Raw genomic sequence first — 22,633 nt, forward strand, 5'->3', positions numbered from 1 at the left:
CGCGCCCGTCCGGGGGGAGGGGCGCTGTGAAGGCAGCCATGACGGCGCGGCGGGCAGGGCTCGGCGCGCCGTTGCCTTTTTCCCCTGCTTGCAAATGCTCGCGCCCCTTGACGGGGAAGGTGGGCAAGCTTCGTAAAGATGGGGCTTCTTTGACGCTGCGGATCAGCGCCGGGCTTCGAAGATCGAACTGCGGCGAGCTTGCTTCGGAGTGACGGGCGCCTCCAACTCCCTGGTCAGCATCGCCAACATCCAGGCGCGATGACGGGCGAGAAATTCGGTGAACCCGTCCGGCCTGGCGGGATCGAAGGTCGGCACCTGCCAGTCCGACGCGGCTTCCCGATAGGGCAGGAGGGACTGGCCGGTTCCATCCTCCGGCAAGTCCACATGGCTGCCGAAATAGCTGTTCCGCTTGAAGCGGATGGCTTCGGCGGGGGAGAAGCCGGCCTTGATCAGATAGTCGGGGCCGCTGCGTCCTTTCTCGCTGCCATAACGCGCCGTGCCCGCCACCTTGAAGACATTGCCTGCAAAACGGACATTGCGGGCCCAGCCCTGCCATTCGGTCGCGACGATCATCTGGACGTCCATCGCCTTGCCCACATGGATGACGTTCTTTTCGATCCGCACGTCGGACACATTGCCGGAGAGCTGGAATATGCGGGTGCCGTCATTGCGGCTGACATTGTAGCGGGCCACCGTGCCGCGATTGCCCAGATTGTCCTTGTCGTTGCGCCGTGGCGAGCAGATCAGCAGGAACCCGCCCGCATTGTCGTGGCTGTAATTGTAGAGGAAGGTCGTCCGCCGCGAATTATAGTCGGAATCGAAACCCTGGCCGTCATAGCGGGTGCGGGTATGGGCCGCCTCGTTGAGCTGGATCAGGCTGTTGTCGGTGCTCCATTGCCATATGCCCGCATTATAGCCCGGTGCGCGGCTGCCGGCATAGCGGACGATATTATGCTCGATGAGCGCGCCGTCGGTGCCCCGGGGCACGATGCCGTCGCCGCCGATATCCTCCAGATAATTGTCGCGGATGACGACATTCTTGCTGGGGAACCAGTCCAGGAACGACACCCGGTCGCTGATCCCGGCAATGCCCGAACGATCGACGCGCCAGACGATGTTGCGCTCGACCGTCAGATCCTGGAAGCGGGTGGCCACTGTCTTGCCGGTGGCGCTGAACACTATCCCGCCATTGTCCTTGCGGTCGTTGGTGCCCCGGACATCGTGGACATAATTGTCGCTGATGCGGATGCCCCGCGTCACGCCCCGGTTTTCGGCCCGCACCAGCACGCCGGTTCGCGGCGCTGGCGAGGGGGCGTCGTTGGTGACCTCCAGCCCGCTGACCGCGACATATTCCGCGTTGATCACGCCTATCGCATATTCGGAGACGCCGCCTGCATCGATACGCGGCCTGGAGCCGGAGCCTGTCGCCGTGATCGTGATGGGCGATCCGGCCTTGCCCGATCGGGTGATCGTCAGCGGTTCCTTCCACGTCGATCCCGCCGTCAGCAGGATTTGATCGCCGGGTTGAAACGGCCAGCTATTGACGCGGGCAAGGGATCGCCAGGGCTGATCGGCGGACGTTCCGCCGGAACGATCATCGCCAAGACGGGAATCGACATAATAGGTTTCGGCATGGGCCGTCGCGACGAGGCCGGATGACAGAAGCAACGCCGGAAGGGTGAACGCCCGATAGGATTTGCGCACGTTACGATCTTTCGGAGCAATATGGCTTTCGGAGCGATATGATCTTGTCGCCAGCCTGATATGAAATGGCTGAACGGTCAATGAAGACAGCGTGGGGCGCTCCGCGGAGTGGCGCATCAGCGACGGCAGGATGACATGTCCTTGAATCGTCATCGAACGTCCCCTAGATAGGTTGGGTCACTCCTTCCCCTTGGAGTGACTCCTCCCTGAACCTTGGCCCCGCCTAGAGCTTGCTCCGGCGGGGTTTCTTTGTTTTGGGAGATCAGGAGGGCTGTTCCGCGACTTGTCCGTCGCCTGTCGTCAGATGCGCCTGTAGCGGAAATACCAGACTTCGTGACCCAGGCGGCGGGCTTTGGCTTCGTAGCGGGTTTCGGGCCAGCCGCCGGGGCGAACCTGGAAATCCCTGGGTTCGCTGGCCAGCCATTCGAAATCGGGATGGCCGTTCATCACCATCAGCGCCCAGCGCAGATAGATGGGGTGATCCGTGCCGAAGCGGAATTCGCCGCCGGGTTTCAGCTTTTTCGCGATCATCGCCACGGGGCCGGGGTTCATCATCCGCCGCTTGGCGTGGCGCGCCTTGGGCCAGGGATCGGGATGGAGGAGGTAGACGAAGCTGAGCGCGCCGTCGGGGATGCGGCTGAGGACCGACAGCGCGTCGCCCATGTGGAGGCGGACATTGCCCAGCGCCTTGTCGCGGACATGGCCGAGCGCGGTGACGACGCCGTTCAGAAAGGGTTCGCAGCCGATGAAGCCATGGTCGGGCAGCAGGTCGGCGCGATAGGCGAGATGTTCGCCGCCGCCGAAGCCGATCTCGAAATGCAGCGGGCGGTCATAGCCGAACAGGTTCGCGGCGGTGATTTCGCCCTCTTCAGGGACGGAGAGGGCGGGGAGTAGCGTGTCGACCAGTTCCTGTTGAGCTGCGCGCAGCTTGTGCCCGGACTGGCGGCCATAGAGGCGGTTGAGCGTGGTGGGGTCGCCGGATTTATACCCGGATTCATGCCCCGTTTCATGCCCCGTTTCATGCGTCGTCATGGGCGCGCCGATAGCGGGCGGCGGCGATGGGGGCAAGCGGGGATATGGGGCGCCTCCTGCCCCCGGTGTTGAGGAGATTGGCCGGGGGCAGGAGGCTGGGAGCCGCAGCGCCGGGGCTAGCGGCGCTGGGCTGGTACTTGCGAAACGGATGCGGGGTTGAGGCGAGGCGCCTTCAGCTTATTTGCATTTGGTGAAGCGGCCCTTGGCATCCTTGCACGGGCCCTTTTTGGCGACCGGCTTGGGCGGGCATTTGACGAATTTGCCCTTGGCGTCCTTGCAAGGCGCGGCGAGCGCGGGAGCGGCGCTGCCAGCCAGGAGGGCGAGGCCAAGGAGGGCGGAGGTCAGCTTCCGGGACACCGAAGTCATCGCAATTCCCTTTCAAAAGAGGGAGTTGCCGGGCCCGACAGGGGTGCGGACCCGACGACCTGCTTATGGGCGTTTTTCCCGTTCGGGCCTAATGAACTTTTCTTCATATTGCCGTCATGCGGGGCCGGTCAGCGGCAGGGCTTTCCTTCATAGGCGCGGCGATGGAAGGCGTAGTTTCGGCCGTTCCAGCGCAGGACGGGGAAGCAGAAACCGGGGCCGCCGACCGAAAGATCGGGCCAGCCGCCCGCGCCCTTGCTGGCCAGAAATTCGGGGATGCCGGTTTCATGCGCCATCAGTTTCCAACTGCCGTCGGCCTGCTGGCTGAGCAGCCAGAAGGCCTGGCCGGTATTGCCGTAGCAATAGCCGCTGGATTCGGAGACGACGGCTTCCGGGCGGCCGTCGCCGTTCAGGTCGGGGCGTTCGTCTATCGTGGCGGGCGAAGGCGGCTGGCCGGATTCATCGCAGCCGCTGGTCCAGCCGCGACCGTTGTTCTTGAGGCCTGCGGCGCGAAAGATCGCCGCATCGGCGGCCGTCCTGGCGGGAGCGGCCAGGGTTGGGGATGGGACGGAAGCGGCGAGCGCCGCTGACATGGCCAGAGTGGCGATGGTCGTGCGGTGCTTCCGTCCCATGATTTCCCCCATTCTATGTCAGGCGATGGCGGCCTTCAGCTTTTCCACCAGGTCCGTGCGTTCCCAGGGGAAGAAGTCGCCTTCAGCCTTCCGCCCGAAATGGCCATAGGCGGCCGAGGGCTGGTAGATCGGCTTGTTGAGGCCGAGATGGGTGCGGATGCCGCGCGGGGTGAGGCCGCCCAGTTCCTTGATGCTCTTGATCGCGTCCTCGATCTTGTCGTCGTCCACCGTGCCGGTGCCGTGGGTGTCGACATAGAGCGAAAGCGGCTCCGACACGCCGATGGCGTAGGCGAGCTGGATCGTGCAACGCTTGGCGAGGCCAGCGGCGACGATGTTCTTCGCGAGATAGCGGGTGATGTAGGCCGCCGAGCGGTCCACCTTGGTCGGGTCCTTGCCGCTGAACGCGCCGCCGCCATGGGGCGAGGCGCCGCCATAGGTGTCGACGATGATCTTGCGGCCGGTAAGGCCCGCGTCGCCGTCCGGCCCGCCGATTTCGAAGCTGCCGGTCGGGTTGATGTGATAGACAGTTTCGTCAGAGAGCAGCTCGCCGGGGAGCACTTCCGCGATAACGCCCTTCACATAATTTTTGAGTTCGGCTTCCTTCGCGCCCTCGTCATAGCCCGGCGCGTGCTGGGTCGAGACGACGATGGCGGTGGCGGCGGCGGGCTTGCCGTTTTCGAAGCGCAGGGTCACCTGGCTCTTGGCGTCCGGCTCCAGGAAGGGGGCGCGGCCGGAGTGGCGGTCGGCGGCCATCTTGGCCAGGATCTTGTGGCTGTAGTCCAGCGTGGCGGGCATGAGGTCGGGCGTTTCGTCGCAGGCGAAGCCGAACATGATGCCCTGGTCGCCGGCGCCTTCATCCTTGTTGCCCGCGGCGTCGACGCCCTGCGCGATGTGCGCGGACTGGCCGTGGAGATTGTTTTCGAAGCGGAAGGTTTCCCAGTGGAAGCCGTCCTGTTCGTAGCCGATGCGCTTGACAGTCTCACGGACGGTGCGCTCGATCTCTTCCTGTGCGCCGGGCGCCCAGGCGTCGTTTTCATAGACGCCCTTGCAGCGGATTTCGCCCGCCAGCACCACGAGTTGAGTCGTGGTCAGCGTTTCGCAGGCGATGCGGGCTTCGGGATCCTTCGACAGGAACAGGTCGACGATGGCGTCGGAAATCTGGTCTGCGACCTTGTCGGGATGGCCTTCGGAAACCGATTCCGAGGTGAAGAGATAGTTGTTGCGCATGGGACTCCCGTTAGCACGCTGTGCGGACAAGCGACATAAAGAAAAGTTTATGTGGCTATTAGCGGGTCGTTCTGCGGGTGGCAATGGCCAGTGCGACGAGCGCGATCATGAAGCCGAACGGCGCCCAATTACCGAGGCGCGAGAACAGCGTCGGCGAAAGGGCGGTGGGGAGCGCGGTGTCGAGGAAACCGGCGCGGTGGTGGCCGATGCTGCTCAATATATGACCGCGGGCATCGACCACGGCGGAGATTCCGGTGGGGGTGGAGCGGATGATGGGGATGCCCTCCTCAATTGCGCGGAGGCGGGCCTGGGCGAGATGCTGGACCGGGCCCCAACTGCCGAACCAGGCGTCGTTGGAGGGGTTGAAGAGGAAGTTTGGCCGGTTGGCTTTATCTACCACCTGGCCGGAGAAGATGATCTCGTAGCAGATCTGGACGCCCATTTTGAGTTGGGGTCGGCCCAGGGTGGCGTGCAGGGTCAGGCTTTGCGGGCCGGGGCCGGGCCAGAAATCGACATCGCCGGGGACGAGGCGGGAAAGGCCGAGCGGCTGGAGAATCTGGCGCATCGGCAGATATTCGCCATAGGGGACCAGGTGCGACTTGTCGTAGCGGCCGAGCAGGCGGGCCTCCGGGTCGACGATGAACAGGCTGTTGTTCGCGCCCGCCAGGGCGTTTTCCGTGACGCCTTCTTTCTCGATCTGTTTGAAATAGACCTTGGTGGCGCCGGTCATGAGGAGGTCGCCGGGGCCGAGCAGTCCAGCCAGGCGGGCGCGCCATTCCGGTTCCAGGTCGAGATAGGCAGGGATGGCGGCTTCGGGCCAGAAGATCAGGCGCGGGGCGGGGCGGGGGGTGCCTGAAAGGGTCGCCAGGGTGCGGAAATGCGCCTGTTCGAGTTCGGGGGAATATTTTTCGTCCTGGCCGATATTGGGCTGGACCACGCGGATGCGCGGCGCGCCTGTCGGGGTGGATGGCGCGGGGGAGAGATGGCCCCACAGGGCCATGGCAATGAGGGGGACGGTTATGGCGGCGGCGGGCTTGATCTGGCGGCGGAGGATCAGAAGGAGCGCGCCGGATGCGAGGATGGCGAGGGCGCCCAGGCCGTAGGTGCCGATGAGGGTGGAGGCGATGGCCATGCCGGTGGGGAGGAGGGTGACGCCCAGCGGGTTCCACGCAAAGCCGGTGAAGGCGGTGGCGCGGAGATATTCCGAGGCTAGCCAGGTGGCGGCGAAGATGAGGGTGAAAGGAAGTGTAGCATGCTCCTGCGGAGGCAGGAGTCCAGTTCTGACGGCGGGACTGGGTTCCTGCCTTCGCAGGAACACGTGGTTTCTTAACCACCAGGCGGCGAGAGTGGCCAGGCCGGGATAGGCTGCCAGGTAGAGTGACAGGAGGATGACCGCGCCGTAGCCGAACCAGTGGGGCATCGCGTCCTGGAAGGTGAAGGCGTGGGCGATCCAGTTGAGGCCGAGGGTGAAATGACCGACGCCGAACAGCCAGCCGCGCAGGAAAGCGCTGCGGCGGTCGGGCGCGCGCTCGATCAGGACGATGAGGAGCGCGAAGCAGGCCAGGGTGACGGGCCAGAGTTTGAGCGGTTCGAAGCCGGTCGCCGCCACGAATCCGGCGAGCAGGGCGGTGAGCTTCGGGAAGCGGGCCGGAATGTCCTTCATGCCGGTGCGGCTCAGCGCAGGCTTGCCATGGTGGCGTGGCTGCACCTGTCGCTCTTGTCGCCGCCGCCCGACAGTGCCGAGGCCGCGATGAAGCCGCCTATCACCAGGACCAGGAAACCGGCCGACAGCAGGCCGAGATATTTTTCGATGAACGCCTTGATAGGACGGCCGAATTTCCAGAACAGAAAGCCCACCAGCATGAACTGGAAGGCGCGGCTGAGGATGCTGGCCCAGAGGAAGGTGAAGAGAGACAGGCCGATGAAGCCCGCGGTGATGGTGATGAGTTTGAAGGGGATGGGCGTCGCGCCCTTGATCAATATGATCTCCGCTCCATAGTCGCGCAGATAGCAGGCGGCGACCGGGAATTTGGCGGCGAGGCCGAGGGCGTGCAAAATCTGCTGGCCGACGGCTTCATAGACGAAATGGCCGATGGCATAGCCCAGCAGGCCACCCATCACCGAAGCGATGGTGCAGATCAGGCCGAAGCGGATCGCGCGTTCCGGGCGGGCCAGGCACATCAGGCCCAGCAGCGGATGCGGCGGGATCGGGAAGAAACTCGATTCCAGAAAACTGATGATAAAGAGCCAGCGTTCGGCGTGGGCGTGGGCGGCTTTCGCCAGCGTCCATTGGTAAAGCTTGGTCAGCATCGGGTTGAGGCCGTAGCCGAACTGCTTTCAGGCCGCCAGTGCTTTTGCCAGGACGATCATCTGTTGAGGCGGGTCGAGCGGGACGGGGTAGGGGCGGTGCTCTCCGGTAGGATGATAGCCACGGCGTTGATAATATTGGATAAGTTTGTCGTGGGTGGAGATGACGGTCATTTCCATCTGCCGGGCGCCGAAGGCGGTTGCGGCGAGCTGTTCGGCTGCGGCGATGAGGCGGTGGCCAAGGCCGCCCGACTGGAGGCCGGGATCGACGCACAGCAGGCCGAGATAGGCCCGGCCATCGCCCCGGTCGGAGATCTGGACGCAGCCGATGGGCGCGCCGTCCGTTCCCAGCGCGACCAGCAGCCGTTCGGCGGGGCTGGCGAGAATCGCTTCGAGCGCGGCAATGCTGGTGCGGGGGCTGGCGGGCGGGGCGGATGCGATCGCCCAGCTTTGGCGGGCGGTGTCGCCGCGATAGGCGCGCTCGATGATGGGGTGAAGCCGGGGGAGGTCCGATGAGGAGGCGGGGCGGATATCCATGGCCGGGCTGTAACGCGGCTGTGATGGAAGCGACAGAGGCTTGATCGGCACGGTGCCGCCGCGCTAAGCTTCCGGCATAGGAGACAAATATGCTTGGCATGGGAGAGGGCGGTTGCCCCTTTGAGTTCAATACCGACCCTGTGACGTTCAAGGTCGGGGATTCGGTCAGCTACCGGGTGACGGGCAGTCTGGAGGGCATGCCCTTTGCCGGTGTGCTGCTGGAGGTGCATGAGGATCATGTCGTGCTGACCTCCGATCCCGACGACAAGGCCAGCCGGATGCGGGCGACCCGGGAAAGCCGTCCGGTCGTCCGCGAAGAGGATGTCTGTTGACGCGACGGCGTTGACGGGATGGCGGCGTCTGGGCATGACCCCTTATGAGTCCTGCCCGGCGCATTTGAGTGAATTTGACCTTTTCATCCCCTTCGAAATGGCGCGAGCGTGGCGGCGGATTGCTGTTCGCTCTGCTTTTCAACGGCCTGCTGCTGCTGGCGCTGCTGACGCTGGCGCCCGAGCCGGTGATTCGGTTGCCGGATTTCCGCAACCCCGTGACCTTCGAGATGGCGCCAGCGCCCAAGACGGAAAAGGCGCAGAGCAAGGCTGAAAAGAGCGAGAAGAAGCGGCAGGAGAAATCGGCGCAGCGGCAGGTGCAGCCGGTGGCCAAGCCCGACCGGCCGGTAGTGAAGCCGACCGAGCAGCAGCCTTCGCCGCTGCCCTTTCTGGTGATGGACACCCAGCAGATGGCGTCGGCCGATATCGGGAAGATCGCGAAGAAGGGCGCGGCTGACGGCGCTTCGGGGCCGGGCAATAGCGCGGCGGTGGCCGGGCCGGGGGAGGGGCCGGGCGGAGTGCAATTGTTCGAGGCGGAATGGTATCGGCGGCCGAGCCCTGCGGAGCTGGCCGGCTATCTGCCCCCCAGTGCGCCGGGCAATGGCTGGGGTCTGGTGGCCTGCAAGACGGTCGATCATTATCATGTCGAAAATTGCCAGACGCTGGGCGAATCGCCCATGGGGTCCGGCTTTGCCAAGGCGGTGCGGCTGGCGGCCTGGCAATTTCTGGTGCTGCCGCCGCGGGTCAACGGCAAGGTGATGGTGGGAAGCTGGGTGCGGATCAGGATCGATTATACGCGGACCGTTGCCGGAGCGGATGAATCGGGGCGGTGAATTTCGCCCCATGGGGTGAATCAGGTTGCATGTCGAAGATGGACGGTGATGATGGGCTTCTTTTTTCAGGAGCCTTTGTCATGATCCTCTATGGAGCGCGGCCTTCGCCATTCGTGCGCAAGGTCATCGTCTTTGCCGCCGAGAAGGGCATTGATCTGGAGGTGAAGCCGGGCGGTTTCGGGCAGGGCGGCGAGGCGTTCGCCCAGACATCGCCCTTCGGCAAGATACCGGGCTTTCAGGACGGGGATTTCCTGATCAGCGACAGTACGGCGATCATAACCTATCTGGATACACTGCATCCCGAGCCCAATCTGATCCCGGTCGAAGCGAAGGCGCGGGCGCGGGCCATTTGGTATGAGGAGTTTGGCGACACGATCGTGCAGGCGACGGGAGTTCAGATCTTCTTTAACCGGATGGTCGCGCCGTTCATGGGCATGGCGCAGGATCTTGCCGCCGCCGAGAAAGCCGAGGCGGATAGCCTGCCTAAGCTTTACGACTATCTGGAGAACATTCTGCCGGACAGCGGATTCCTGGTCGAGGATCGCTTTACGCTGGCGGACATCGCGGTGGCCTGCCCGATCATCAATGTCTGCTATTGCAGTTCCGTGCTGGCGGAGGGGCGCTGGCCGCGCCTTCGCGGCTGGTTGCAGCAGATGCGGGAGCGGCCGAGCTTCGCCGCGGCGCTGGCGGTGGAAGCCAAGGCGATCGAACGGATGGCTGCGGCATGATTTAACCTATATGGAACATTTTTCTTGACATCGTCACGCTGTTCTGGCAGTTATGCGGACACTGGAAAAATGTGAGTCGCCAACGAGGCGCGGTAAGGGGCTGGTCCTGTTGGGCCGGCCCTTTTCTTTTGGGCGCGGGGGATGGGCATGGTGGATGAGGTGAAGGAGAAGGGCGGGAGGCAGCGCTTTGGCGGGCGGGCGAAGGCGCCGGACCGGGTGCTGGTTCTGGAGAATAATCAGCAGGGCGCCCAGGGCACGGGGCCGCAATTGAGGGCGATGCGCAAGGATGGCTTTACGCCGGAATTGCGACAGAAGTTCCTGGAAACGCTGGCCTTGACCTGCAACGTCAGTGAGGCGGCGCGGGTCGTGGGGCGGAATTTGGCGACCGTCTATTATCTGAAGCGGCGCGATCCGGGCTTTGCGCGGGCCTGGAAGCAGGCGCTGAGTATCGGGCATGAGGAGTTGAAGGCGCTGATGCTGCGGCAGGCGCTGTTCGGCACGGAGGATGAGGAGATCGTGCTGGACGGCGAGGGCGCGGTCAAAAGCCGGAAGATCAAGCGGGGGCATCCGCATATGATCCAGGCGATCCTGTTCAGGGCGCATGAAAAAGAGGTGGCGGAGACGCAGCGGTTGGAGAGTGTCGAGCGGCCCGATGGCGAGGATGCGGTGGCGCGGTTGCGGGCGGCGCTGGAGTTGGTGCGGGAGAGGAGTGGGGATTAGGTTGGTGTTGGGGGGAAGGCGGACGGTATGCTTTTGCGTCGCTTTCCTTGAAGTACACCATGCTCCTGCCTTCGCAGGAGCACGTGCCTCTCAATGGCTGGAATTGGCCATTTGAAATCATCCGCTCAGGGGGCGTAGCGGAGGTGGATCAACGGGTAGGGGCGGCCTTGGCCGTCTTGCTCGGAGCGGCCGGTGCGGGCGAAGCTCAGGGCTTCGTAGAAAGCTATGGCCCGGTCATTCTGTTCGTTGACGTCGGTGGTGAGCGTGGGGTGGAGCGACAGGGCGTGGCCGACCAGGCGGCGGCCTATTCCCTGGCCGTGCCAGGCGGGGTCGATGAACAGCGCCTCCATATGCGCGCCGTCGATCAGCATGAAGCCGATGGCCAGGTCGTCCGTATCGGTGGCGAGCCAGGCGGGGGCCAAGGGGAGGAAAGCGGCAACCTCGGCCTCTATGGCGGAGCGGTCGTCCGGCGTCAGGAAATCATGGGTCGCGTCGACGGCCTTGCGCCAGATGTCGAGCAGGCGGGCGCCGTCGGCGGCGCGGGCGGGGCGGATCGAGCTCATGGCGGGCATATAGGGGCGCTGGGCGGGTCGGCCAAATTTCGGGCTGGGAAAATCGATGAATGGAGGCGGCGCATGGGGCAACTGTCGGATTTCGAGCGGTTGGCGCTGATGCCGGAGGCGGCGCGGGAGCGGGTGCTGGCCGGGCTGAGCGGCGCGGCGGCGGATGCGCTGGCGTATGACTGGTGCTGGCTGGCGCGGCCGGAGCAATTGGCGCCGGAGGGGGACTGGCGCATCTGGCTGATGATGGCGGGACGCGGCTTTGGCAAGACGCGCGCCGGGGCCGAGTGGGTGCGATCGGTCGCGGAGAGCGATCCTGCGGCGCGGATCGCGCTGGTGGGGGCGACGCTGGGCGAGGCGCGGGCGGTGATGGTGGAGGGCGCCTCGGGCGTTCTGGCCGTTGCGCCCTGGTGGAACCGGCCGGCTTTTTCACCGGCCTTGCGCAAGCTGGTGTGGCCCAATGGCGCGGTGGCGACCCTGTTCGGTGCGGCGGAGGCGGAGGGTCTGCGCGGGCCGCAGTTCAGCCATGGCTGGGCGGATGAAATCGCCAAATGGGCGGGTGGAGAGGCGGCCTGGGACAATCTGATGATGGGGATGCGATTGGGCGTTGCGCCGCGTGTGCTGGCGACGACGACGCCCCGGCCTGTGGCGCTGGTGCGGGGGTTGGTGGCGCGGGATGGCGGCGACGTCGTGGTGACGCGGGGGCGGACGGCGGACAATGTCGCGCATCTGGCCGACGGCTTCATCGCGGCGATGGAGCGGAGCTATGGCGGTACGCGGCTGGGGCGGCAGGAACTGGAGGGCGAACTGATCGAAGAGGTCGAGGGCGCGCTATGGAGCCGCGATCTGCTGGAGCGGTGCCGGGTGGCGCATGTGCGGGGCGCGCTGGTGCGGGTGGTGGTGGCGGTCGATCCGCCTGCCTCCGCGCATGGGGATGCCTGCGGGATCGTGGTTGCAGGGATCGGGGATGATGGCCGGGCCTATGTGATTGCCGATGCGACCGTGGAGGGCGCGACGCCCGAGGGCTGGGCGCGGGCAGTCGCGGCGGCTGCGCTGGTGCATGGCGCGGACCGGGTGGTGGCCGAGGCCAATAATGGCGGCGCGATGGTCGAAAGCGTGCTGCGCGCTGCGGAAGCCGGGCTGCCGGTGCGGCTGGTGCATGCGAGCCGGGGCAAGGTGGCGCGGGCGGAGCCGGTGGCGGCTTTGTATGAGGCCGGACGGGTCGTGCATCGCGGCGGCTTTGCGCAGTTGGAGGACCAGATGTGCGGGATGATGCTGGGGGGCGGCTATGTCGGGCCGGGGCGGTCGCCGGATCGGGCGGATGCGCTGGTCTGGGCGCTGACGGAGTTGATGCTCGGGCGGCGCGGGGATGCGCGGGTGCGGGCCGTGTAAACGCTATATTCGAACGCTTGCGTAACGAGGAAACAAAGCGGGGGCGCCATGCGTTGTCGCGGCGATGAAATGGCAGGAGAATTTTCGATGAGGATCGCGAAACTGGCGGCTGGTCTGGCGGCGCTGACCCTGATGGTCGAGCCTGCGATCGCGGTGACGTTGTCGAGCAAGGACAGGGCGCGGGTGGCGCGGGCGGCGCCGCGTGATCGCGACGATGTGCGCTACTGCCTGCTCAAGCGGAAGAAGGATGCGCGCAAGGGCACGGTGATCGGTGCGGCGGGCGGTGCTGGCGCGGGCGTGATCGCCGGAGGGAGCGTCGGGGAGACGTTGCTGGCTGGGGCCGCGGGCGCGGTTGCGGGCAATCTGATCGGGAAGGGGCAGGCGGGCGGCGATGCCTGCGATCGGGTTTTGAAGCGTAATCCTTAAAGGGGCGAGGAACCCCCTTTCCAAGTTTCGGCAGGTGGCTGAAGGCTGCCAAGTTTCACCATCCTCCTCCCTTGCGGGGGGAGGATTTTTTGTGGGTGGGTCTATGAAATTTTTCGGGACGAAGGCGGCGCGGGCAAGTGCGCGGCCGGTGTTGGCGCGGGCCTGGGGTTCGGGCGGGGTGGCGCTGGGGGAATGGCCGGCAAGCTATGAGGCGCAGTTGCGCGCTGGGGTCATCGGCAATCCGGTGGCGCAGCGGGCGATGCGGCTGATCGCGGAAGGGGCGGGCGGCACCGCTTTGGCTGTCGAGGGCGTTGCGGCGGATGTGGAGGCGCGGGTTCGGGCTTTGCTGATGCGCTGTTCCGGGGGGCAATCGCTGGTGGAGACGCTGGCGAGCCATTTGCTGCTGCATGGCAATGCCTATGTCCAGTTGATCGTCGGCGCGGACGGGTTGCCGGTGGAGCTTTATGCGCTGCGGCCTGAGCGGGTCAGCGTGGAGGCGGATGCGCGGGGGTGGCCGGCGGCCTATCTTTATCGCGTCGGGGAAAGCGTGACGCGGCTGTCCCCGGAAGATGGCGCGGGGCGGACCGGCATCATTCACCTGAAGGCGCTGCATCCGCTGGACGACCATTATGGGCTGGGCTGTGTCGGGGCGGCGGCCGGGGCGGTGGCGATCCACAATGCGGCGACGGTGTGGAACAAGGCGCTGCTGGACAATGCGGCGCGGCCTTCGGGGGCGATGGTCTATGATCCGGGGGACGGGTCGGTGATGGCGCCGGAGCAGTTCGAGCGGGTGAAGCGGGAGATGGAGGTCGCTTTTTCGGGCGCGGCCAATGCCGGCCGGCCGATGCTGCTGGAGGGCGGGCTGGACTGGAAGGCGATGAGCCTGACGCCGGCCGAGATGGATTTCGTTGGGCTGAAGGCGGCGGCGGCGCGGGAAATTTCGCTCGCCTTCGGGGTGCCGCCGATGCTGATGGGGCTGCCGGGGGATAATGCTTACGCCAATTATCGGGAGGCCAATCGGGCGCTGTGGCGGCAGACGATCCTGCCATTGGTGGCGAAGATCTGCGGTGGGCTGGCGCAGGGGCTGGACGGCTGGTGGCCGGGACTGTGCCTGAGGGCGAATCTGGATGCGGTGCCCGCGCTGTCGGAGGAGCGTTCCGCTTTGTGGGACCGGGTGACGGCGGCGGATTTCCTGAGCGCTGAAGAGAAGCGGGCGATGCTGGGCATCGGGTGAGGCGGCAGTCGCGGAGGTGGGCGATGAAATATGACGGGGAGATGCTGGCGCGGCTGGTGGCGCAGGCCGAGGCGCAGCCGGTGGGCATGGATATGCTGATGATCCGGGCGCTGATCGAGGAGGCGAGCGAGCTGGGCGCGGGGCGGGCGCTGGAGCGGTTGGGGCTGGCCGATGGCGGGGCGCCGGACGATGTGCGGGAATTGCGCGAACTGCTGGGAGCCTGGCGGGACGCGAAGAAGGCGGCGCGGGGTGCTGTTTTTGCGTGGGTCGTGCGCGTGGTGATGGCGCTGCTGCTGCTGGGGATGGCGGTGAAGCTGGGCTTGCTGGGGCTGGTGCATGAATGATGTGCGGTTTGCCGGATATGCGGCGGTGTTCGATCGGGTGGATCGCGGCGGGGATGTGGTGCGGGCGGGGGCATTTGCCGGGGTTGTGGCGGGGGTGCCCTTGCTGTGGCAGCATCGGCCGGGAGAGGTAATCGGGACGGTCGAGAAGGTCGAGGAGGATGCACGGGGCTTGCGCGTGATCGGGCGGGTTTCGGGGCGGACGGCTGCCGGGCGGGAGGCTGGCCGCGCGCTTCGGGAGAAAGCGGTGGACGGCTTGTCCTTTGGCTATCGGGTGCGGGAGGCGCGCGGTTGCGCGCCGCGTGAATTGTTGGAGCTGGAGGTGGTGGAGGTGAGCGTGGTGACGCATCCGATGCAGGATCTGGCTCGGGTGATTGCGGTGGAGGGGGCGTCGCCCTCATCCAACTTCGCCTAGCCAGCAGAGCTGGCAAGGATTCGTATCCTTCTCCCGCGGGGAGAAGGAATGGTTCGGGCGGTCCGGTTTGGGCCGCCCTTTTTCGTGGGAGTGGCTATGACGGATCAGTTGGAAGCGAGCTTTGATGCGGTGGTGCAGGGTGAGCGTATCGCTGGCCTTGAGAATGAGGTGGCGGCGCTGAAGGGGGCTTTGCTTGTCCAGCAGAGGCCGGCGCTGGATGGGGTGAAGGGTGGGGCGGTCGATCCGCGTCGTGCCGCCTTTGTCGATCGCTATGTGCGGCAGGGGCTTGAGGCGGGTGTCGAACTCAAGAGCTTTTCCGGGGCTTCCGGTGCCGCGGGCGGCTATGCGGTGCCGCGGGAGATCGACCAGATCATCGATGCGACGCTGAAGGGCATTTCGCCCATTCGTTCGATCGCCAATGTCGTGCGGACGGGGACGGCGGGCTATCGCAAGCTGGTGACGTCGGGCGGCATCGTGTCCGGCTGGGCCAGCGAGACGGGGGCGCGGACGGAGACGGCGACGCCCAGCTTCAATGAGATCGTGCCGCCTTCGGGTGAGCTTTATGCCAATCCGGCGGCGTCTCAGGCGATGCTGGACGATGCGCAGTTCGATGTCGAGGGCTGGCTGGCGGGCGAGATCGCCCGCGAGTTCGCGGCGGCGGAGGGCGCGGCCTTCGTCAATGGCAATGGGACGAACAAGCCCAAGGGGTTCCTGACCTATACGACCACCAATGAGGCGGACAGCGTGCGGGCCTTCGGGTCGCTGCAATATGTGGCTTCGGGGGCTTCCGGCGCTTTTACGGCCTCGGGTCAGGACAAGCTGATCGATCTGGTGCAGAGCCTGCGGGCGCCCTATCGTCAGGGAGCCTGTTTCGTGATGAATTCGGCTACGCTGGCGGTCATTCGCAAGATGAAGACCAGCGATGGGGCGTTTATCTGGCAGCCTTCATTGGCGGCGGGGCAGCCCGCGACCTTGCTGGGCTATCCGGTGATCGAGGCGGAGGATATGCCGGATATCGCGGCGGCTTCGCTGTCGATTGCCTTTGGCAATTTCCAGACGGGCTATGTGATTTCGGAGCGGAGCGAGACGAGCATCCTGCGCGATCCGTTCAGCAACAAGCCCTTTGTCCACTTCTATGCGGTGAAGCGGATTGGCGGGGCCGTGGCGAATTCGGAGGCGATCAAGCTGATGAAGTTCGCGGCTTCCTAAAGGGGCGCCCTCATCCAACTTCGCCTAAGCGGCTTTGCCGCTAAGGCTGCGTATCCTTCTCCCGCAGGGAGAAGGACTTGTGGGGGCGTCCTGTGGGCGTCCCCCTTTTTCTTGGGGAGGGGCCATGCTGGCGGATCTCAAGGCCTGGTTGCGGATCGGGTCGGATGATGAGGATGGGGTGCTGGAGCGGCTTTTGGGAAGCGCTTCGGGGCTTTGCGAGCAGTTTATCGGGCAGTGGCTGGTGGTGCGGGAGGCTTCCGAAACTATCATGGCCGATGGGAGCTGGCAGCGGCTGATGGCGCGGCCGGTGGTGGCGATTTTGGGCGTCGAGGTGGCGGACGTGGCTTTGGCGCCGGAGGCTTATGCGGTCGATATCGATGCTGCGGGGGATGGCTGGGTGCGGGCGCGGCTGGTGGATGGGCCGGGTGCGGTGACGGTGCGGCTTCGGGCCGGGATGGCTGAGGATGCAGAGGGGCTGCCTGAGGCGATCCGGCAGGGGATCGTGCGGCTGGCGGCCGAGCATTTCGCGGCGCGGGATGGAGAGGTGGCGACGCCGCCTGCCGTGGTGAGCGCGTTGTGGCGGCCCTGGCGGCGGATGCGGCTGGCATGATCGAGCGGCTTCGGACGCTGGTGATGGAGCGGGTCGAGGCGCGGCGGCGGGGGATCGTCGCGGCGGCGGGCGCGCTTGGCGTTGAAGCGCGGGTTGAGGGCGAGGTGGTGCGATTGTCCGGGCCTGGCCTCAAGCGACGGTGGATGGGCGATCTGGCGCTGAGGGAAGCGGGAAGGGGGCGGCGATGAGCGCGGAAGTGGCGGTGCGCGGGGTAGTCGTTGCGGCTTTGCGCGGCGATGCGGATTTGATGGCGGGGTTGAACGGGGTGTTCGATGGAACGCCGGGACGGGCCAGCGCGCCTTATGGCGTGGTGGGCGATTGTGTTGCGCTGGATTGGGGCGCGAAGGATGTCGAGGGGCGGGAGCTGACCTTGACCGTCAGCCTGTTCGATGTGGGAGAGGCGCCTTCGCGGCTGGCGGGGCTGTTGGGGCGCGTGGATGCAGTCTTGCGGGCGGTTGGGTCAGCGGAGGGCTGGCGGGTTGTCAGTGCGCGGCTGGTCCGGTCGCGCCTGTCGCGGACGGGCGCGCGGGATGGGTGGCAGGCGCTGGTCGACTATCGGTTGCGCGTGGTGTGCGGCTGACGATCAGGACTTCGAATAGTCCTCGAACTCGCCGATGATCTTGTCCCTATATTCGCTGATCTGGTCGTCCGCGTCGGACTGGGCATCCTTTTCCGACATGCCGGTCGACTTGTCGTCCGCGACGATGGCGGCGCGGAAGGCGGTTTCCTGTGTGCCGCACTGCGCCTTCAGAGAGGCCTGGAAATCACTGAGCGACATCTTCTTGTCGAGCGCGGGCTGAATCTGTTTTTCCAGGCACGCCGAATAGGTCTTGCGGCCGTTGCCGACGGCGTCGCCGCTCTGTGGGGCGGCGGCCAGCAACAGCATCAGGGGGGCGGTCACGAACATTTTGGGCCTCTCTCCATATCCCGAATCTTGCACGGTTTATCTTAGAGGAGAATGCTCCATGGGCGTGGAAAAAGGAAGCGCGTTTCTATTGAAAATAGGGGATGGCGGGGCTCCGGTGGCCTATGCGACGGTCGCCGGAATGCGCACGACGCAGCTATCCGTCAATGGCGAGGCGGTGAACGTTACCAACAAGGATTCGGGCGGCTGGCGCGAGTTGCTGTCGGGCGCGGGCGTGCGGTCGGTGAGCGTGTCGGCGGCGGGGATCTTTACCGGATCGGCGGCGGAGGTGCGGCTGCGCAACCATGCGCTGGCGGGAACCATCGAGGATTATGAGCTGAGCTTCGAAAGCGGCGAGAAGATGCGCGGGCGCTTTCTGGTGACGCGGCTGGATTATGCCGGGGATTATAATGGGGAGCGCAATTATGCGCTGAGCCTGGAGAGCAGCGGCGCGGTGGTGTCGCTATGAGCGGGGCCAATGGCGCACGGGGCGAGGCCGCGCTGGAGCTGGGAGGGGAGCGGCTGGTGCTGCGGCCCAGTTTCGCGGCTTTGGTGGCGGCTGAGGAGGAGTTGGGGCCGCTGTTTTCGCTCGTGGAACGCGCGGCGGACGGGAAGCTGTCGCTGGCCGAGATGGCGGGGCTGTTTTGGCATTGTCTGGCGGAGCCGCCGGCCGGGTTGACGCGGGAAGCCCTGGGCGAGGCGATCGTGGCGGCGGGGCTGGCGACGCTGACGCCGGTTTTGCGGGGCATATTGGGCCAGATACTGGGGGGACGATGAGCTTTTTCAAGGCGGCGGCGCGGTTGGCCGGGGTCGCGGGGTGGTTGCTCGGGTGGCGGCCGGATGAGTTCTGGCGCTCGACGCCGGTGGAGCTGGAGAGCGTGTTGCGGGCGGCTCGGGGGGAAGAGGAGCCGGAGGTCGGGATGGATCGCGGGGAGTTGGAGAGGTTGAAGGCGGTGATGCCGGATGGCGGGGTGCCTGGGGCACGCCCCCACCCCCAACCCCTCCCCTGAAGGGGAGGGGATTTTTTCTTTCTTTTTCGGATTCGAGGGCGGGATGGACGAGGAAATCGACAATCTGGTCGTGCGGGTGCGGGCGGATACGCAGGGTTTTGCCCGGGATGTCGAGGCTATGCGGGGGGAATTGGAAGGGCCGCTGGCCGGCGGTGCGGAGCGGGCTGGGCGGCGGATCGAGCAGGGGTTGTTGCGGGCGGTTCGGACCGGGCAGTTCGGGTTTGAGGAACTCAAGAGCATCGCGCTGCGGGTGTTGGATGACATTGCGGCCAGCGCCTTGCGGGCTGGGATGAACAGCATCGGGGGCGATGGCGGGCTGATCGGGTTGGCCGCCTCCGCGCTGGGTTTGCCGGGGCGGGCTACCGGCGGGCCGGTGGCGCCGGGGCGGGCCTATGTCGTGGGAGAGCGGGGGCCGGAGGTCTTTGTGCCGACGGCGAGCGGGCAGGTCGTTCCGCATGGCGGTGGAGGTGCGCGGGACGTGCGGGTGAACATCGCGGTGCAGGGGCAGGGGGCGGATAACGCCCGATTATTGGCGCGCAGTGCGCGGCAGGTGGCTCGGGCGGTCAGGGGAGCGATTGGCGGATGAGCGGACTTGGGTACTGGCTTGCTGACGTGCGGCGGGGGCAAGAGGCGCGGTTCATGAAGCGCTTTGCGCCGACGCATTGGACCGTCAATTTCCCCCGGCCGATGATGGCGAGTGTGGTGACGACCGCGCCGGATGCCCCCTCTGGACCTGGATTGCGCGTGGATGCGGTTTTCTATGGGTCGGGGGATCTGGCGGGGCTGATCTGGGAGGCGGAGGACAAATGGAGTCATCCCCTGCTGGCTTATGAGACGGATCGGGATTTTCGGGACTGCATGCTGCGTTTTCGCTGGCGGAGCGGGGGGCTGCGGCGGCTGGATGAGACGCATGGGCCTACGCTGACCATCGAGGGGCGGGATGCGGAGGGGACGCCGCGGGCCTGGTATGTGCGCTTGTGGAACTATGCGAGCGGTGGGGCGGAAGATGCTGTCATTACGCTGGATTTTTCCAGCGTCAGAAGTGGCTTCCTGTTGAGTGAGGGGGAGGATGTCTGGGCGGGCGATGTGGACCGGATGTTCATCTCGCTCGCCGCGCCGGGTTATGATGCGGGCACTACGGCTTTCGCCGCCGGGGTTGAGGGGTGGTGTGAGCTTTCGGGCATAAGATGCGATGGCGCGGGGTCGGTGCTGCGGGTTGGCGACGTGGTGCTGCCGGAGCATGGGCTGTCGATGGCGACGGGCTATGACGACTGCTTCAACCAGACGCCGGAGCGGATTGTCGCTTCGATCCATGCTCTGGGGTATCGCGGGGACATTAATCATTATGTCGGGATGAGCCATTATTTCCGGCTCGAACCGTTGGGGGGCGGATTTTATATCAGTCTGGCGGGCGGCGTGTTGAATGCGCCTTGCGCGGCCTGGCATGCGGATTTTGCGCGGCAGGCCAAGGCGCTGGGGCTGGGGGTGATCTGGTCGCTTTCCTATGAATTGTTCGATGCGCATTGCTGGAATGACTGGAAGCAGCGGGCCGAGGATGGTGCGCCGGCGCTGACGGGGTGGTCGCCGCCTTCGACTTTGCTCTCGCCCGCGCATGATGGGGCGATGAGCTATTTGCGGTTGGTCGCGGGAGCCTTTGTTTCCATTGGGTTGTCGGCTGAACTGGCGATCAGCTTTCAGGTGGGCGAGCCTTGGTGGTGGGTGATGCCGGATGGGCGCATCTGTCTTTATGACGATGCGGCTCGGGCGGCTTTTGGCGGGGCGCTGGTTTCCATTGCGGATGTCCGGGGGGTCTTGAGCGCGCCTCAAAAGGCTTTGCTGGATCGGGCGGGGGAAGTGTTGGCGGCTTCGACCGCGGCGCTTTGCGGCTGGGTGAAAGGTCTGGCGCCGGGGGCGGTGACGCATTTGCTGGCCTATTTGCCGACCGTGCTCGATCCTTTGGCGCCGGAGGCGAAGCGGGCGAATATGCCCTTGGGATGGGCTTCGCCGGCCTTCGACGTGTTGCAATTGGAAGATTATGATTGGGTGACGGAGGGACGAGAGCGTCTCACCGCGCTTGGGGTTGAGCTGGCGGTCGAACGGCTGGGCTATCCGGTTCATGAGCAGCATTATTTTTCGGGCTTCGTGCTGCGGGCGGAGGATGCGGTGCAGTGGCGGGAGATTGCGGCGGCGGCGGACGCGGCGGTGCGGCGGGGGACGGCGGCGACCTTTGTCTGGGCGCTGCCGCAGGTCGCGCGGGACGGCTTTACCTGCTTCCGACTGGATGGGGAGGATGATGTGCAGGCCTTTGATGATGTGGCTTTTCCTTTGGGCGTAGGGCGGGAGGCGAGTGTGGCGCCCGCCTTTTCGACGCAGATCGTGGAGAGCGTGTCCGGGCATGAGCGGAGGAGCAGCGACTGGGCGGATGCGCGGCTGTCTTTCGATGCGGGGCCGGGTGTGCGGTCGGAGGCGGACACGGCGGCGCTGATCGCTTTCTTTCGGGCGCGGCGGGGGGCGGCGCGGGGGTTTCGGTTCAGCGATCCCTATGATGATCGCAGTTGCGGCGTTGGTGAAGCGCCGGGGCCGTTGGACCAGCGGCTGGGCCTGGGCGACGGGGTGCGGGCGGAGTTTCCGCTGCAGCGTTTCTACGGCGTTGGCGAGGAGGCGCAGGCGCGGCGGATCACGCGGCCGGTGGCGGGGACCATCCGGGTCGCCGTGGATGGGGTCGAGATGGTCGGCGGCTGGAGTCACTCCGGCCTGGGGGTGATCGCCTTTGATGAAGCTCCGGCGGAGGGCGTGGTGTTGACGGCGGGCTTTCGCTTCGATGTGCCGGTGCGCTTTGCCGAGGATCGGCTGGACATCAACCGGGCGACCTTCGCGGCTGGGGAGGCGCCTTCGGTGCTGTTGGTGGAGATCAGGGAATGAGCGGGCTGGAGGCGTTGGAAAAGCCGCTGGCGACGCTGGCCTTTTGCTGGCGGATCGAGCGGCGGGACGGGGTGACGATCGGCCTCACCAGCCATGATCGCGACCTGGAGATCGGGCACGTCCGCTATCGCGCCGCGCCGGGGATGACGCCTTCCGCCGTGCGGAGCGGGATCACGGTGGAGGGAGCCGACAGCGATGTCGAGGGCGCGCTGGTGGCGGATGCGATCAGCGAGGCGGACCTGATGGCGGGGCGCTGGGACGGGGCCGGGCTGGAATTGCGGCTGACCGAGTGGGAGGCGCCGGGTGAATTGTGGTTGCTGCTGGCGCGGGGGGAGATCGGGGCCGTCACGCGCAAGGCCGGGGCTTTTACGGCGGAGCTGGTGGGGGCGATGGCGGCTTTGAAAGCGCCGGTCGCGCCTTCGACTTCGCCGGATTGCCGGGCGGCGCTGGGGGACCGGCAGTGTCGGGTGGATCTGGCCGGGCGGCGGCGCGTGGTGGCGGTCGAGGAGGTCGAGGACGCTGTCGTGGCTGTGTCCGGGCTGGAGGCGGGGGTCTATGCCTTCGGGACTTTGCGTTGGTTGACCGGGGCCAATGGCGGGATTGTGCAGGGGGTGGTCGATAATGACGCGAGTGGCGTGACTTTGGCCGATCCGCCGTCTTTTGCTGTGGAGGTGGGGGCTTTGGCTTTGCTGACCGAGGGATGCGACCGGCAGTTGGCGACCTGTGCCGGGCGGTTCGGCAATGGGGTGAACTTTCGGGGCGAGCCTTATCTGCCGGGGACGGATTTGCTGACGCGCTATCCGGGGGCGGCTTGAACGACATTGCGGCGGCGGCTCGGGCGCTGGTGGGGGTGCGCTTTCGCCTGCATGGACGGGCGCCGGAGCGGGGTCTGGATTGCGTAGGGCTGGCGGCGCTGGTCCTGGGGCGGGTGGCGCCGCAGGGTTATGGGCTGCGCTCCGGCGATGAGCGCCAGGCGGCGGACTGGTTGCGGGCGGCAGGCCTGCGGCGGGTCGAGCCGGCGCGGGCTGGCGATCTGGCGCTGGTGCGGCCGGGGCCATTGCAGTTGCATTTGATGATCGTCGTGCCGGGCGGGCATGTCCATGCCCATGCGGGCGTGGGGCGCGTGGTGGAGATGCCGGGGGAGTCGCCCTGGCCGGTGCTGGGCTATTGGCGGCCAGAATAGCGGGACGGAATAGGA

General features: G+C 66.1%; 30 protein-coding genes. 20 read left to right on the forward strand and 10 right to left on the reverse strand.

Going from position 1 to position 22,633, the window contains the following annotated elements:
• Positions 1-162 precede the first annotated feature (162 nt).
• From K426_RS07355 to K426_RS07390, 8 genes are all read right to left on the reverse strand, one after another.
• Positions 163-1,704, reverse strand: a complete 1,542-nt coding sequence (locus tag K426_RS07355) for a right-handed parallel beta-helix repeat-containing protein (RefSeq protein ID WP_237229977.1) — start codon at positions 1,702-1,704, stop codon at positions 163-165.
• Between the two features lie 300 nt (positions 1,705-2,004).
• Complete coding sequence (trmB, locus tag K426_RS07360; protein WP_066555576.1) at positions 2,005-2,736, reverse strand: tRNA (guanine(46)-N(7))-methyltransferase TrmB; 732 nt, start codon at positions 2,734-2,736, stop codon at positions 2,005-2,007.
• A gap of 177 nt (positions 2,737-2,913) precedes the next feature.
• Entirely contained in the window at positions 2,914-3,102 is a 189-nt protein-coding gene (locus tag K426_RS07365) for a hypothetical protein (protein ID WP_066555578.1), read from the reverse strand.
• Between the two features lie 128 nt (positions 3,103-3,230).
• Positions 3,231-3,731 (reverse strand): hypothetical protein, encoded by a 501-nt coding sequence (locus K426_RS32470; RefSeq protein WP_066561479.1) that lies wholly within the window; start codon positions 3,729-3,731, stop codon positions 3,231-3,233.
• 18 nt (positions 3,732-3,749) lie between these two features.
• Positions 3,750-4,958 carry a methionine adenosyltransferase gene (gene metK / locus K426_RS07375; RefSeq protein WP_066555579.1) on the reverse strand — a complete coding sequence of 403 codons (1,209 nt, stop codon included), beginning with the start codon at positions 4,956-4,958 and terminating at the stop codon, positions 3,750-3,752.
• Positions 4,959-5,016: 58 nt separating this feature from the next.
• Positions 5,017-6,621, reverse strand: coding sequence for an apolipoprotein N-acyltransferase (gene lnt / locus K426_RS07380; RefSeq protein WP_066555581.1), 1,605 nt, complete (start codon positions 6,619-6,621; stop codon positions 5,017-5,019).
• Positions 6,622-6,632: 11 nt separating this feature from the next.
• Positions 6,633-7,268, reverse strand: a complete 636-nt coding sequence (locus tag K426_RS07385) for a YqaA family protein (protein ID WP_066555583.1) — start codon at positions 7,266-7,268, stop codon at positions 6,633-6,635.
• A gap of 27 nt (positions 7,269-7,295) precedes the next feature.
• Entirely contained in the window at positions 7,296-7,802 is a 507-nt protein-coding gene (locus K426_RS07390; RefSeq protein ID WP_066555588.1) for a GNAT family N-acetyltransferase, read from the reverse strand.
• Positions 7,803-7,891: 89 nt separating this feature from the next.
• Here K426_RS07390 and K426_RS07395 point away from each other — a divergent pair, with 89 nt between their 5' ends.
• The 4 genes from K426_RS07395 (at position 7,892) to K426_RS32905 (ending at position 10,412) form a co-directional block, all read left to right on the forward strand.
• Positions 7,892-8,134, forward strand: coding sequence for a hypothetical protein (locus K426_RS07395; RefSeq protein WP_066555590.1), 243 nt, complete (start codon positions 7,892-7,894; stop codon positions 8,132-8,134).
• Positions 8,135-8,202: 68 nt separating this feature from the next.
• Complete coding sequence (locus tag K426_RS07400) at positions 8,203-8,964, forward strand: hypothetical protein (protein WP_237229978.1); 762 nt, start codon at positions 8,203-8,205, stop codon at positions 8,962-8,964.
• A gap of 80 nt (positions 8,965-9,044) precedes the next feature.
• Positions 9,045-9,692 carry a glutathione S-transferase family protein gene (locus K426_RS07405; protein WP_066561480.1) on the forward strand — a complete coding sequence of 216 codons (648 nt, stop codon included), beginning with the start codon at positions 9,045-9,047 and terminating at the stop codon, positions 9,690-9,692.
• A 141-nt stretch (positions 9,693-9,833) separates the two neighbouring features.
• On the forward strand, positions 9,834-10,412 hold the full coding sequence (locus K426_RS32905; RefSeq protein ID WP_261340425.1) for a hypothetical protein: 579 nt from the start codon (positions 9,834-9,836) through the stop codon (positions 10,410-10,412).
• Positions 10,413-10,537: 125 nt separating this feature from the next.
• Here the strand turns inward: K426_RS32905 and K426_RS07415 are convergent, their stop codons facing one another.
• On the reverse strand, positions 10,538-10,984 hold the full coding sequence (locus K426_RS07415) for an acetyltransferase (protein WP_066555598.1): 447 nt from the start codon (positions 10,982-10,984) through the stop codon (positions 10,538-10,540).
• Between the two features lie 63 nt (positions 10,985-11,047).
• Here K426_RS07415 and K426_RS07420 point away from each other — a divergent pair, with 63 nt between their 5' ends.
• The 9 genes from K426_RS07420 to K426_RS07460 all read left to right on the forward strand — a co-directional run bounded on the left by K426_RS07420 (position 11,048) and on the right by K426_RS07460 (position 17,179).
• A complete protein-coding gene (locus K426_RS07420) occupies positions 11,048-12,364 on the forward strand; it encodes a DNA-packaging protein (protein WP_066555600.1) in 1,317 nt (438 codons plus the stop codon).
• 87 nt (positions 12,365-12,451) lie between these two features.
• Entirely contained in the window at positions 12,452-12,790 is a 339-nt protein-coding gene (locus K426_RS07425; protein WP_066561483.1) for a hypothetical protein, read from the forward strand.
• A 103-nt stretch (positions 12,791-12,893) separates the two neighbouring features.
• Positions 12,894-14,024 carry a phage portal protein gene (locus K426_RS07430; RefSeq protein ID WP_066555602.1) on the forward strand — a complete coding sequence of 377 codons (1,131 nt, stop codon included), beginning with the start codon at positions 12,894-12,896 and terminating at the stop codon, positions 14,022-14,024.
• 23 nt (positions 14,025-14,047) lie between these two features.
• A complete protein-coding gene (locus tag K426_RS07435) occupies positions 14,048-14,368 on the forward strand; it encodes a DUF6127 family protein (protein ID WP_066555604.1) in 321 nt (106 codons plus the stop codon).
• Positions 14,361-14,780 carry an HK97 family phage prohead protease gene (locus tag K426_RS07440; RefSeq protein WP_066555606.1) on the forward strand — a complete coding sequence of 140 codons (420 nt, stop codon included), beginning with the start codon at positions 14,361-14,363 and terminating at the stop codon, positions 14,778-14,780. The genes K426_RS07435 and K426_RS07440 overlap by 8 nt, the downstream gene beginning before the upstream one ends.
• 96 nt (positions 14,781-14,876) lie before the next feature.
• Positions 14,877-15,989, forward strand: coding sequence for a phage major capsid protein (locus K426_RS07445; protein WP_066555608.1), 1,113 nt, complete (start codon positions 14,877-14,879; stop codon positions 15,987-15,989).
• Between the two features lie 124 nt (positions 15,990-16,113).
• Positions 16,114-16,599, forward strand: coding sequence for a head-tail connector protein (locus K426_RS07450; protein WP_066555609.1), 486 nt, complete (start codon positions 16,114-16,116; stop codon positions 16,597-16,599).
• Positions 16,596-16,787 (forward strand): hypothetical protein, encoded by a 192-nt coding sequence (locus K426_RS07455; protein ID WP_066561485.1) that lies wholly within the window; start codon positions 16,596-16,598, stop codon positions 16,785-16,787. The genes K426_RS07450 and K426_RS07455 overlap by 4 nt, the downstream gene beginning before the upstream one ends.
• Positions 16,784-17,179: a DUF3168 domain-containing protein gene (locus K426_RS07460; RefSeq protein WP_066555614.1), complete on the forward strand. Its 396-nt coding sequence runs from the start codon at positions 16,784-16,786 to the stop codon at positions 17,177-17,179. Before K426_RS07455 ends, K426_RS07460 begins: the two co-directional genes overlap by 4 nt.
• Before the next feature lie 3 nt (positions 17,180-17,182).
• Here the strand turns inward: K426_RS07460 and K426_RS07465 are convergent, their stop codons facing one another.
• Positions 17,183-17,506 (reverse strand): hypothetical protein, encoded by a 324-nt coding sequence (locus tag K426_RS07465; RefSeq protein ID WP_066555616.1) that lies wholly within the window; start codon positions 17,504-17,506, stop codon positions 17,183-17,185.
• Between the two features lie 58 nt (positions 17,507-17,564).
• Between K426_RS07465 and K426_RS07470 the strand changes: the two genes are divergently transcribed.
• From K426_RS07470 to K426_RS07500, 7 genes are read left to right on the forward strand one after another with little or no spacing between them, the layout of a single operon-like run.
• Positions 17,565-17,972 (forward strand): phage tail tube protein, encoded by a 408-nt coding sequence (locus tag K426_RS07470; RefSeq protein ID WP_066555617.1) that lies wholly within the window; start codon positions 17,565-17,567, stop codon positions 17,970-17,972.
• A complete protein-coding gene (locus K426_RS07475) occupies positions 17,969-18,280 on the forward strand; it encodes a gene transfer agent family protein (RefSeq protein ID WP_066555621.1) in 312 nt (103 codons plus the stop codon). Before K426_RS07470 ends, K426_RS07475 begins: the two co-directional genes overlap by 4 nt.
• Complete coding sequence (locus K426_RS07480; protein WP_066555623.1) at positions 18,277-18,513, forward strand: phage tail assembly chaperone; 237 nt, start codon at positions 18,277-18,279, stop codon at positions 18,511-18,513. Before K426_RS07475 ends, K426_RS07480 begins: the two co-directional genes overlap by 4 nt.
• Positions 18,514-18,556: 43 nt before the next feature.
• Positions 18,557-19,099: a tail tape measure protein gene (locus K426_RS07485; RefSeq protein WP_066555624.1), complete on the forward strand. Its 543-nt coding sequence runs from the start codon at positions 18,557-18,559 to the stop codon at positions 19,097-19,099.
• The gene (locus tag K426_RS07490; protein WP_066555626.1) at positions 19,096-21,435 is read left to right on the forward strand and encodes a DUF2460 domain-containing protein; all 2,340 of its coding nucleotides are present in this window, start codon (positions 19,096-19,098) and stop codon (positions 21,433-21,435) included. Before K426_RS07485 ends, K426_RS07490 begins: the two co-directional genes overlap by 4 nt.
• On the forward strand, positions 21,432-22,250 hold the full coding sequence (locus K426_RS07495) for a DUF2163 domain-containing protein (RefSeq protein WP_066555629.1): 819 nt from the start codon (positions 21,432-21,434) through the stop codon (positions 22,248-22,250). Before K426_RS07490 ends, K426_RS07495 begins: the two co-directional genes overlap by 4 nt.
• Complete coding sequence (locus K426_RS07500; protein WP_066555631.1) at positions 22,247-22,618, forward strand: hypothetical protein; 372 nt, start codon at positions 22,247-22,249, stop codon at positions 22,616-22,618. The genes K426_RS07495 and K426_RS07500 overlap by 4 nt, the downstream gene beginning before the upstream one ends.
• Positions 22,619-22,633: the final 15 nt, after the last annotated feature.

It is taken from the genome of Sphingobium sp. TKS (assembly GCF_001563265.1).
In the GTDB taxonomy this organism is placed as follows: Bacteria; Pseudomonadota; Alphaproteobacteria; order Sphingomonadales; family Sphingomonadaceae; genus Sphingobium.

What these genes read in the sequence shown, in the direction of transcription:
- K426_RS07460 (WP_066555614.1), top strand. Translation starts at nt 16,784, where the DNA reads ATGAGCGCGGAAGTGGCGGTGCGCGGGGTAGTCGTTGCGGCTTTGCGC.
- K426_RS32905 (WP_261340425.1), top strand. Translation starts at nt 9,834, where the DNA reads ATGGGCATGGTGGATGAGGTGAAGGAGAAGGGCGGGAGGCAGCGCTTT.
- K426_RS07450 (WP_066555609.1), top strand. Translation starts at nt 16,114, where the DNA reads ATGCTGGCGGATCTCAAGGCCTGGTTGCGGATCGGGTCGGATGATGAG.
- K426_RS07475 (WP_066555621.1), top strand. Translation starts at nt 17,969, where the DNA reads ATGAGCGGGGCCAATGGCGCACGGGGCGAGGCCGCGCTGGAGCTGGGA.
- K426_RS07365 (WP_066555578.1), bottom strand. Translation starts at nt 3,102, where the DNA reads ATGACTTCGGTGTCCCGGAAGCTGACCTCCGCCCTCCTTGGCCTCGCC.
- K426_RS07415 (WP_066555598.1), bottom strand. Translation starts at nt 10,984, where the DNA reads ATGCCCGCCATGAGCTCGATCCGCCCCGCCCGCGCCGCCGACGGCGCC.
- K426_RS07420 (WP_066555600.1), top strand. Translation starts at nt 11,048, where the DNA reads ATGGGGCAACTGTCGGATTTCGAGCGGTTGGCGCTGATGCCGGAGGCG.
- K426_RS07385 (WP_066555583.1), bottom strand. Translation starts at nt 7,268, where the DNA reads ATGCTGACCAAGCTTTACCAATGGACGCTGGCGAAAGCCGCCCACGCC.
- K426_RS07440 (WP_066555606.1), top strand. Translation starts at nt 14,361, where the DNA reads ATGAATGATGTGCGGTTTGCCGGATATGCGGCGGTGTTCGATCGGGTG.
- K426_RS07425 (WP_066561483.1), top strand. Translation starts at nt 12,452, where the DNA reads ATGAGGATCGCGAAACTGGCGGCTGGTCTGGCGGCGCTGACCCTGATG.
- K426_RS07495 (WP_066555629.1), top strand. Translation starts at nt 21,432, where the DNA reads ATGAGCGGGCTGGAGGCGTTGGAAAAGCCGCTGGCGACGCTGGCCTTT.
- K426_RS07445 (WP_066555608.1), top strand. Translation starts at nt 14,877, where the DNA reads ATGACGGATCAGTTGGAAGCGAGCTTTGATGCGGTGGTGCAGGGTGAG.
- K426_RS07485 (WP_066555624.1), top strand. Translation starts at nt 18,557, where the DNA reads ATGGACGAGGAAATCGACAATCTGGTCGTGCGGGTGCGGGCGGATACG.
- K426_RS07470 (WP_066555617.1), top strand. Translation starts at nt 17,565, where the DNA reads ATGGGCGTGGAAAAAGGAAGCGCGTTTCTATTGAAAATAGGGGATGGC.
- K426_RS07465 (WP_066555616.1), bottom strand. Translation starts at nt 17,506, where the DNA reads ATGTTCGTGACCGCCCCCCTGATGCTGTTGCTGGCCGCCGCCCCACAG.
- K426_RS07405 (WP_066561480.1), top strand. Translation starts at nt 9,045, where the DNA reads ATGATCCTCTATGGAGCGCGGCCTTCGCCATTCGTGCGCAAGGTCATC.
- K426_RS07455 (WP_066561485.1), top strand. Translation starts at nt 16,596, where the DNA reads ATGATCGAGCGGCTTCGGACGCTGGTGATGGAGCGGGTCGAGGCGCGG.
- K426_RS07490 (WP_066555626.1), top strand. Translation starts at nt 19,096, where the DNA reads ATGAGCGGACTTGGGTACTGGCTTGCTGACGTGCGGCGGGGGCAAGAG.
- K426_RS07435 (WP_066555604.1), top strand. Translation starts at nt 14,048, where the DNA reads ATGAAATATGACGGGGAGATGCTGGCGCGGCTGGTGGCGCAGGCCGAG.
- metK (WP_066555579.1), bottom strand. Translation starts at nt 4,958, where the DNA reads ATGCGCAACAACTATCTCTTCACCTCGGAATCGGTTTCCGAAGGCCAT.
- K426_RS32470 (WP_066561479.1), bottom strand. Translation starts at nt 3,731, where the DNA reads ATGGGACGGAAGCACCGCACGACCATCGCCACTCTGGCCATGTCAGCG.
- lnt (WP_066555581.1), bottom strand. Translation starts at nt 6,621, where the DNA reads ATGAAGGACATTCCGGCCCGCTTCCCGAAGCTCACCGCCCTGCTCGCC.
- K426_RS07390 (WP_066555588.1), bottom strand. Translation starts at nt 7,802, where the DNA reads ATGGATATCCGCCCCGCCTCCTCATCGGACCTCCCCCGGCTTCACCCC.
- trmB (WP_066555576.1), bottom strand. Translation starts at nt 2,736, where the DNA reads ATGACGACGCATGAAACGGGGCATGAAACGGGGCATGAATCCGGGTAT.
- K426_RS07395 (WP_066555590.1), top strand. Translation starts at nt 7,892, where the DNA reads ATGCTTGGCATGGGAGAGGGCGGTTGCCCCTTTGAGTTCAATACCGAC.
- K426_RS07480 (WP_066555623.1), top strand. Translation starts at nt 18,277, where the DNA reads ATGAGCTTTTTCAAGGCGGCGGCGCGGTTGGCCGGGGTCGCGGGGTGG.
- K426_RS07430 (WP_066555602.1), top strand. Translation starts at nt 12,894, where the DNA reads ATGAAATTTTTCGGGACGAAGGCGGCGCGGGCAAGTGCGCGGCCGGTG.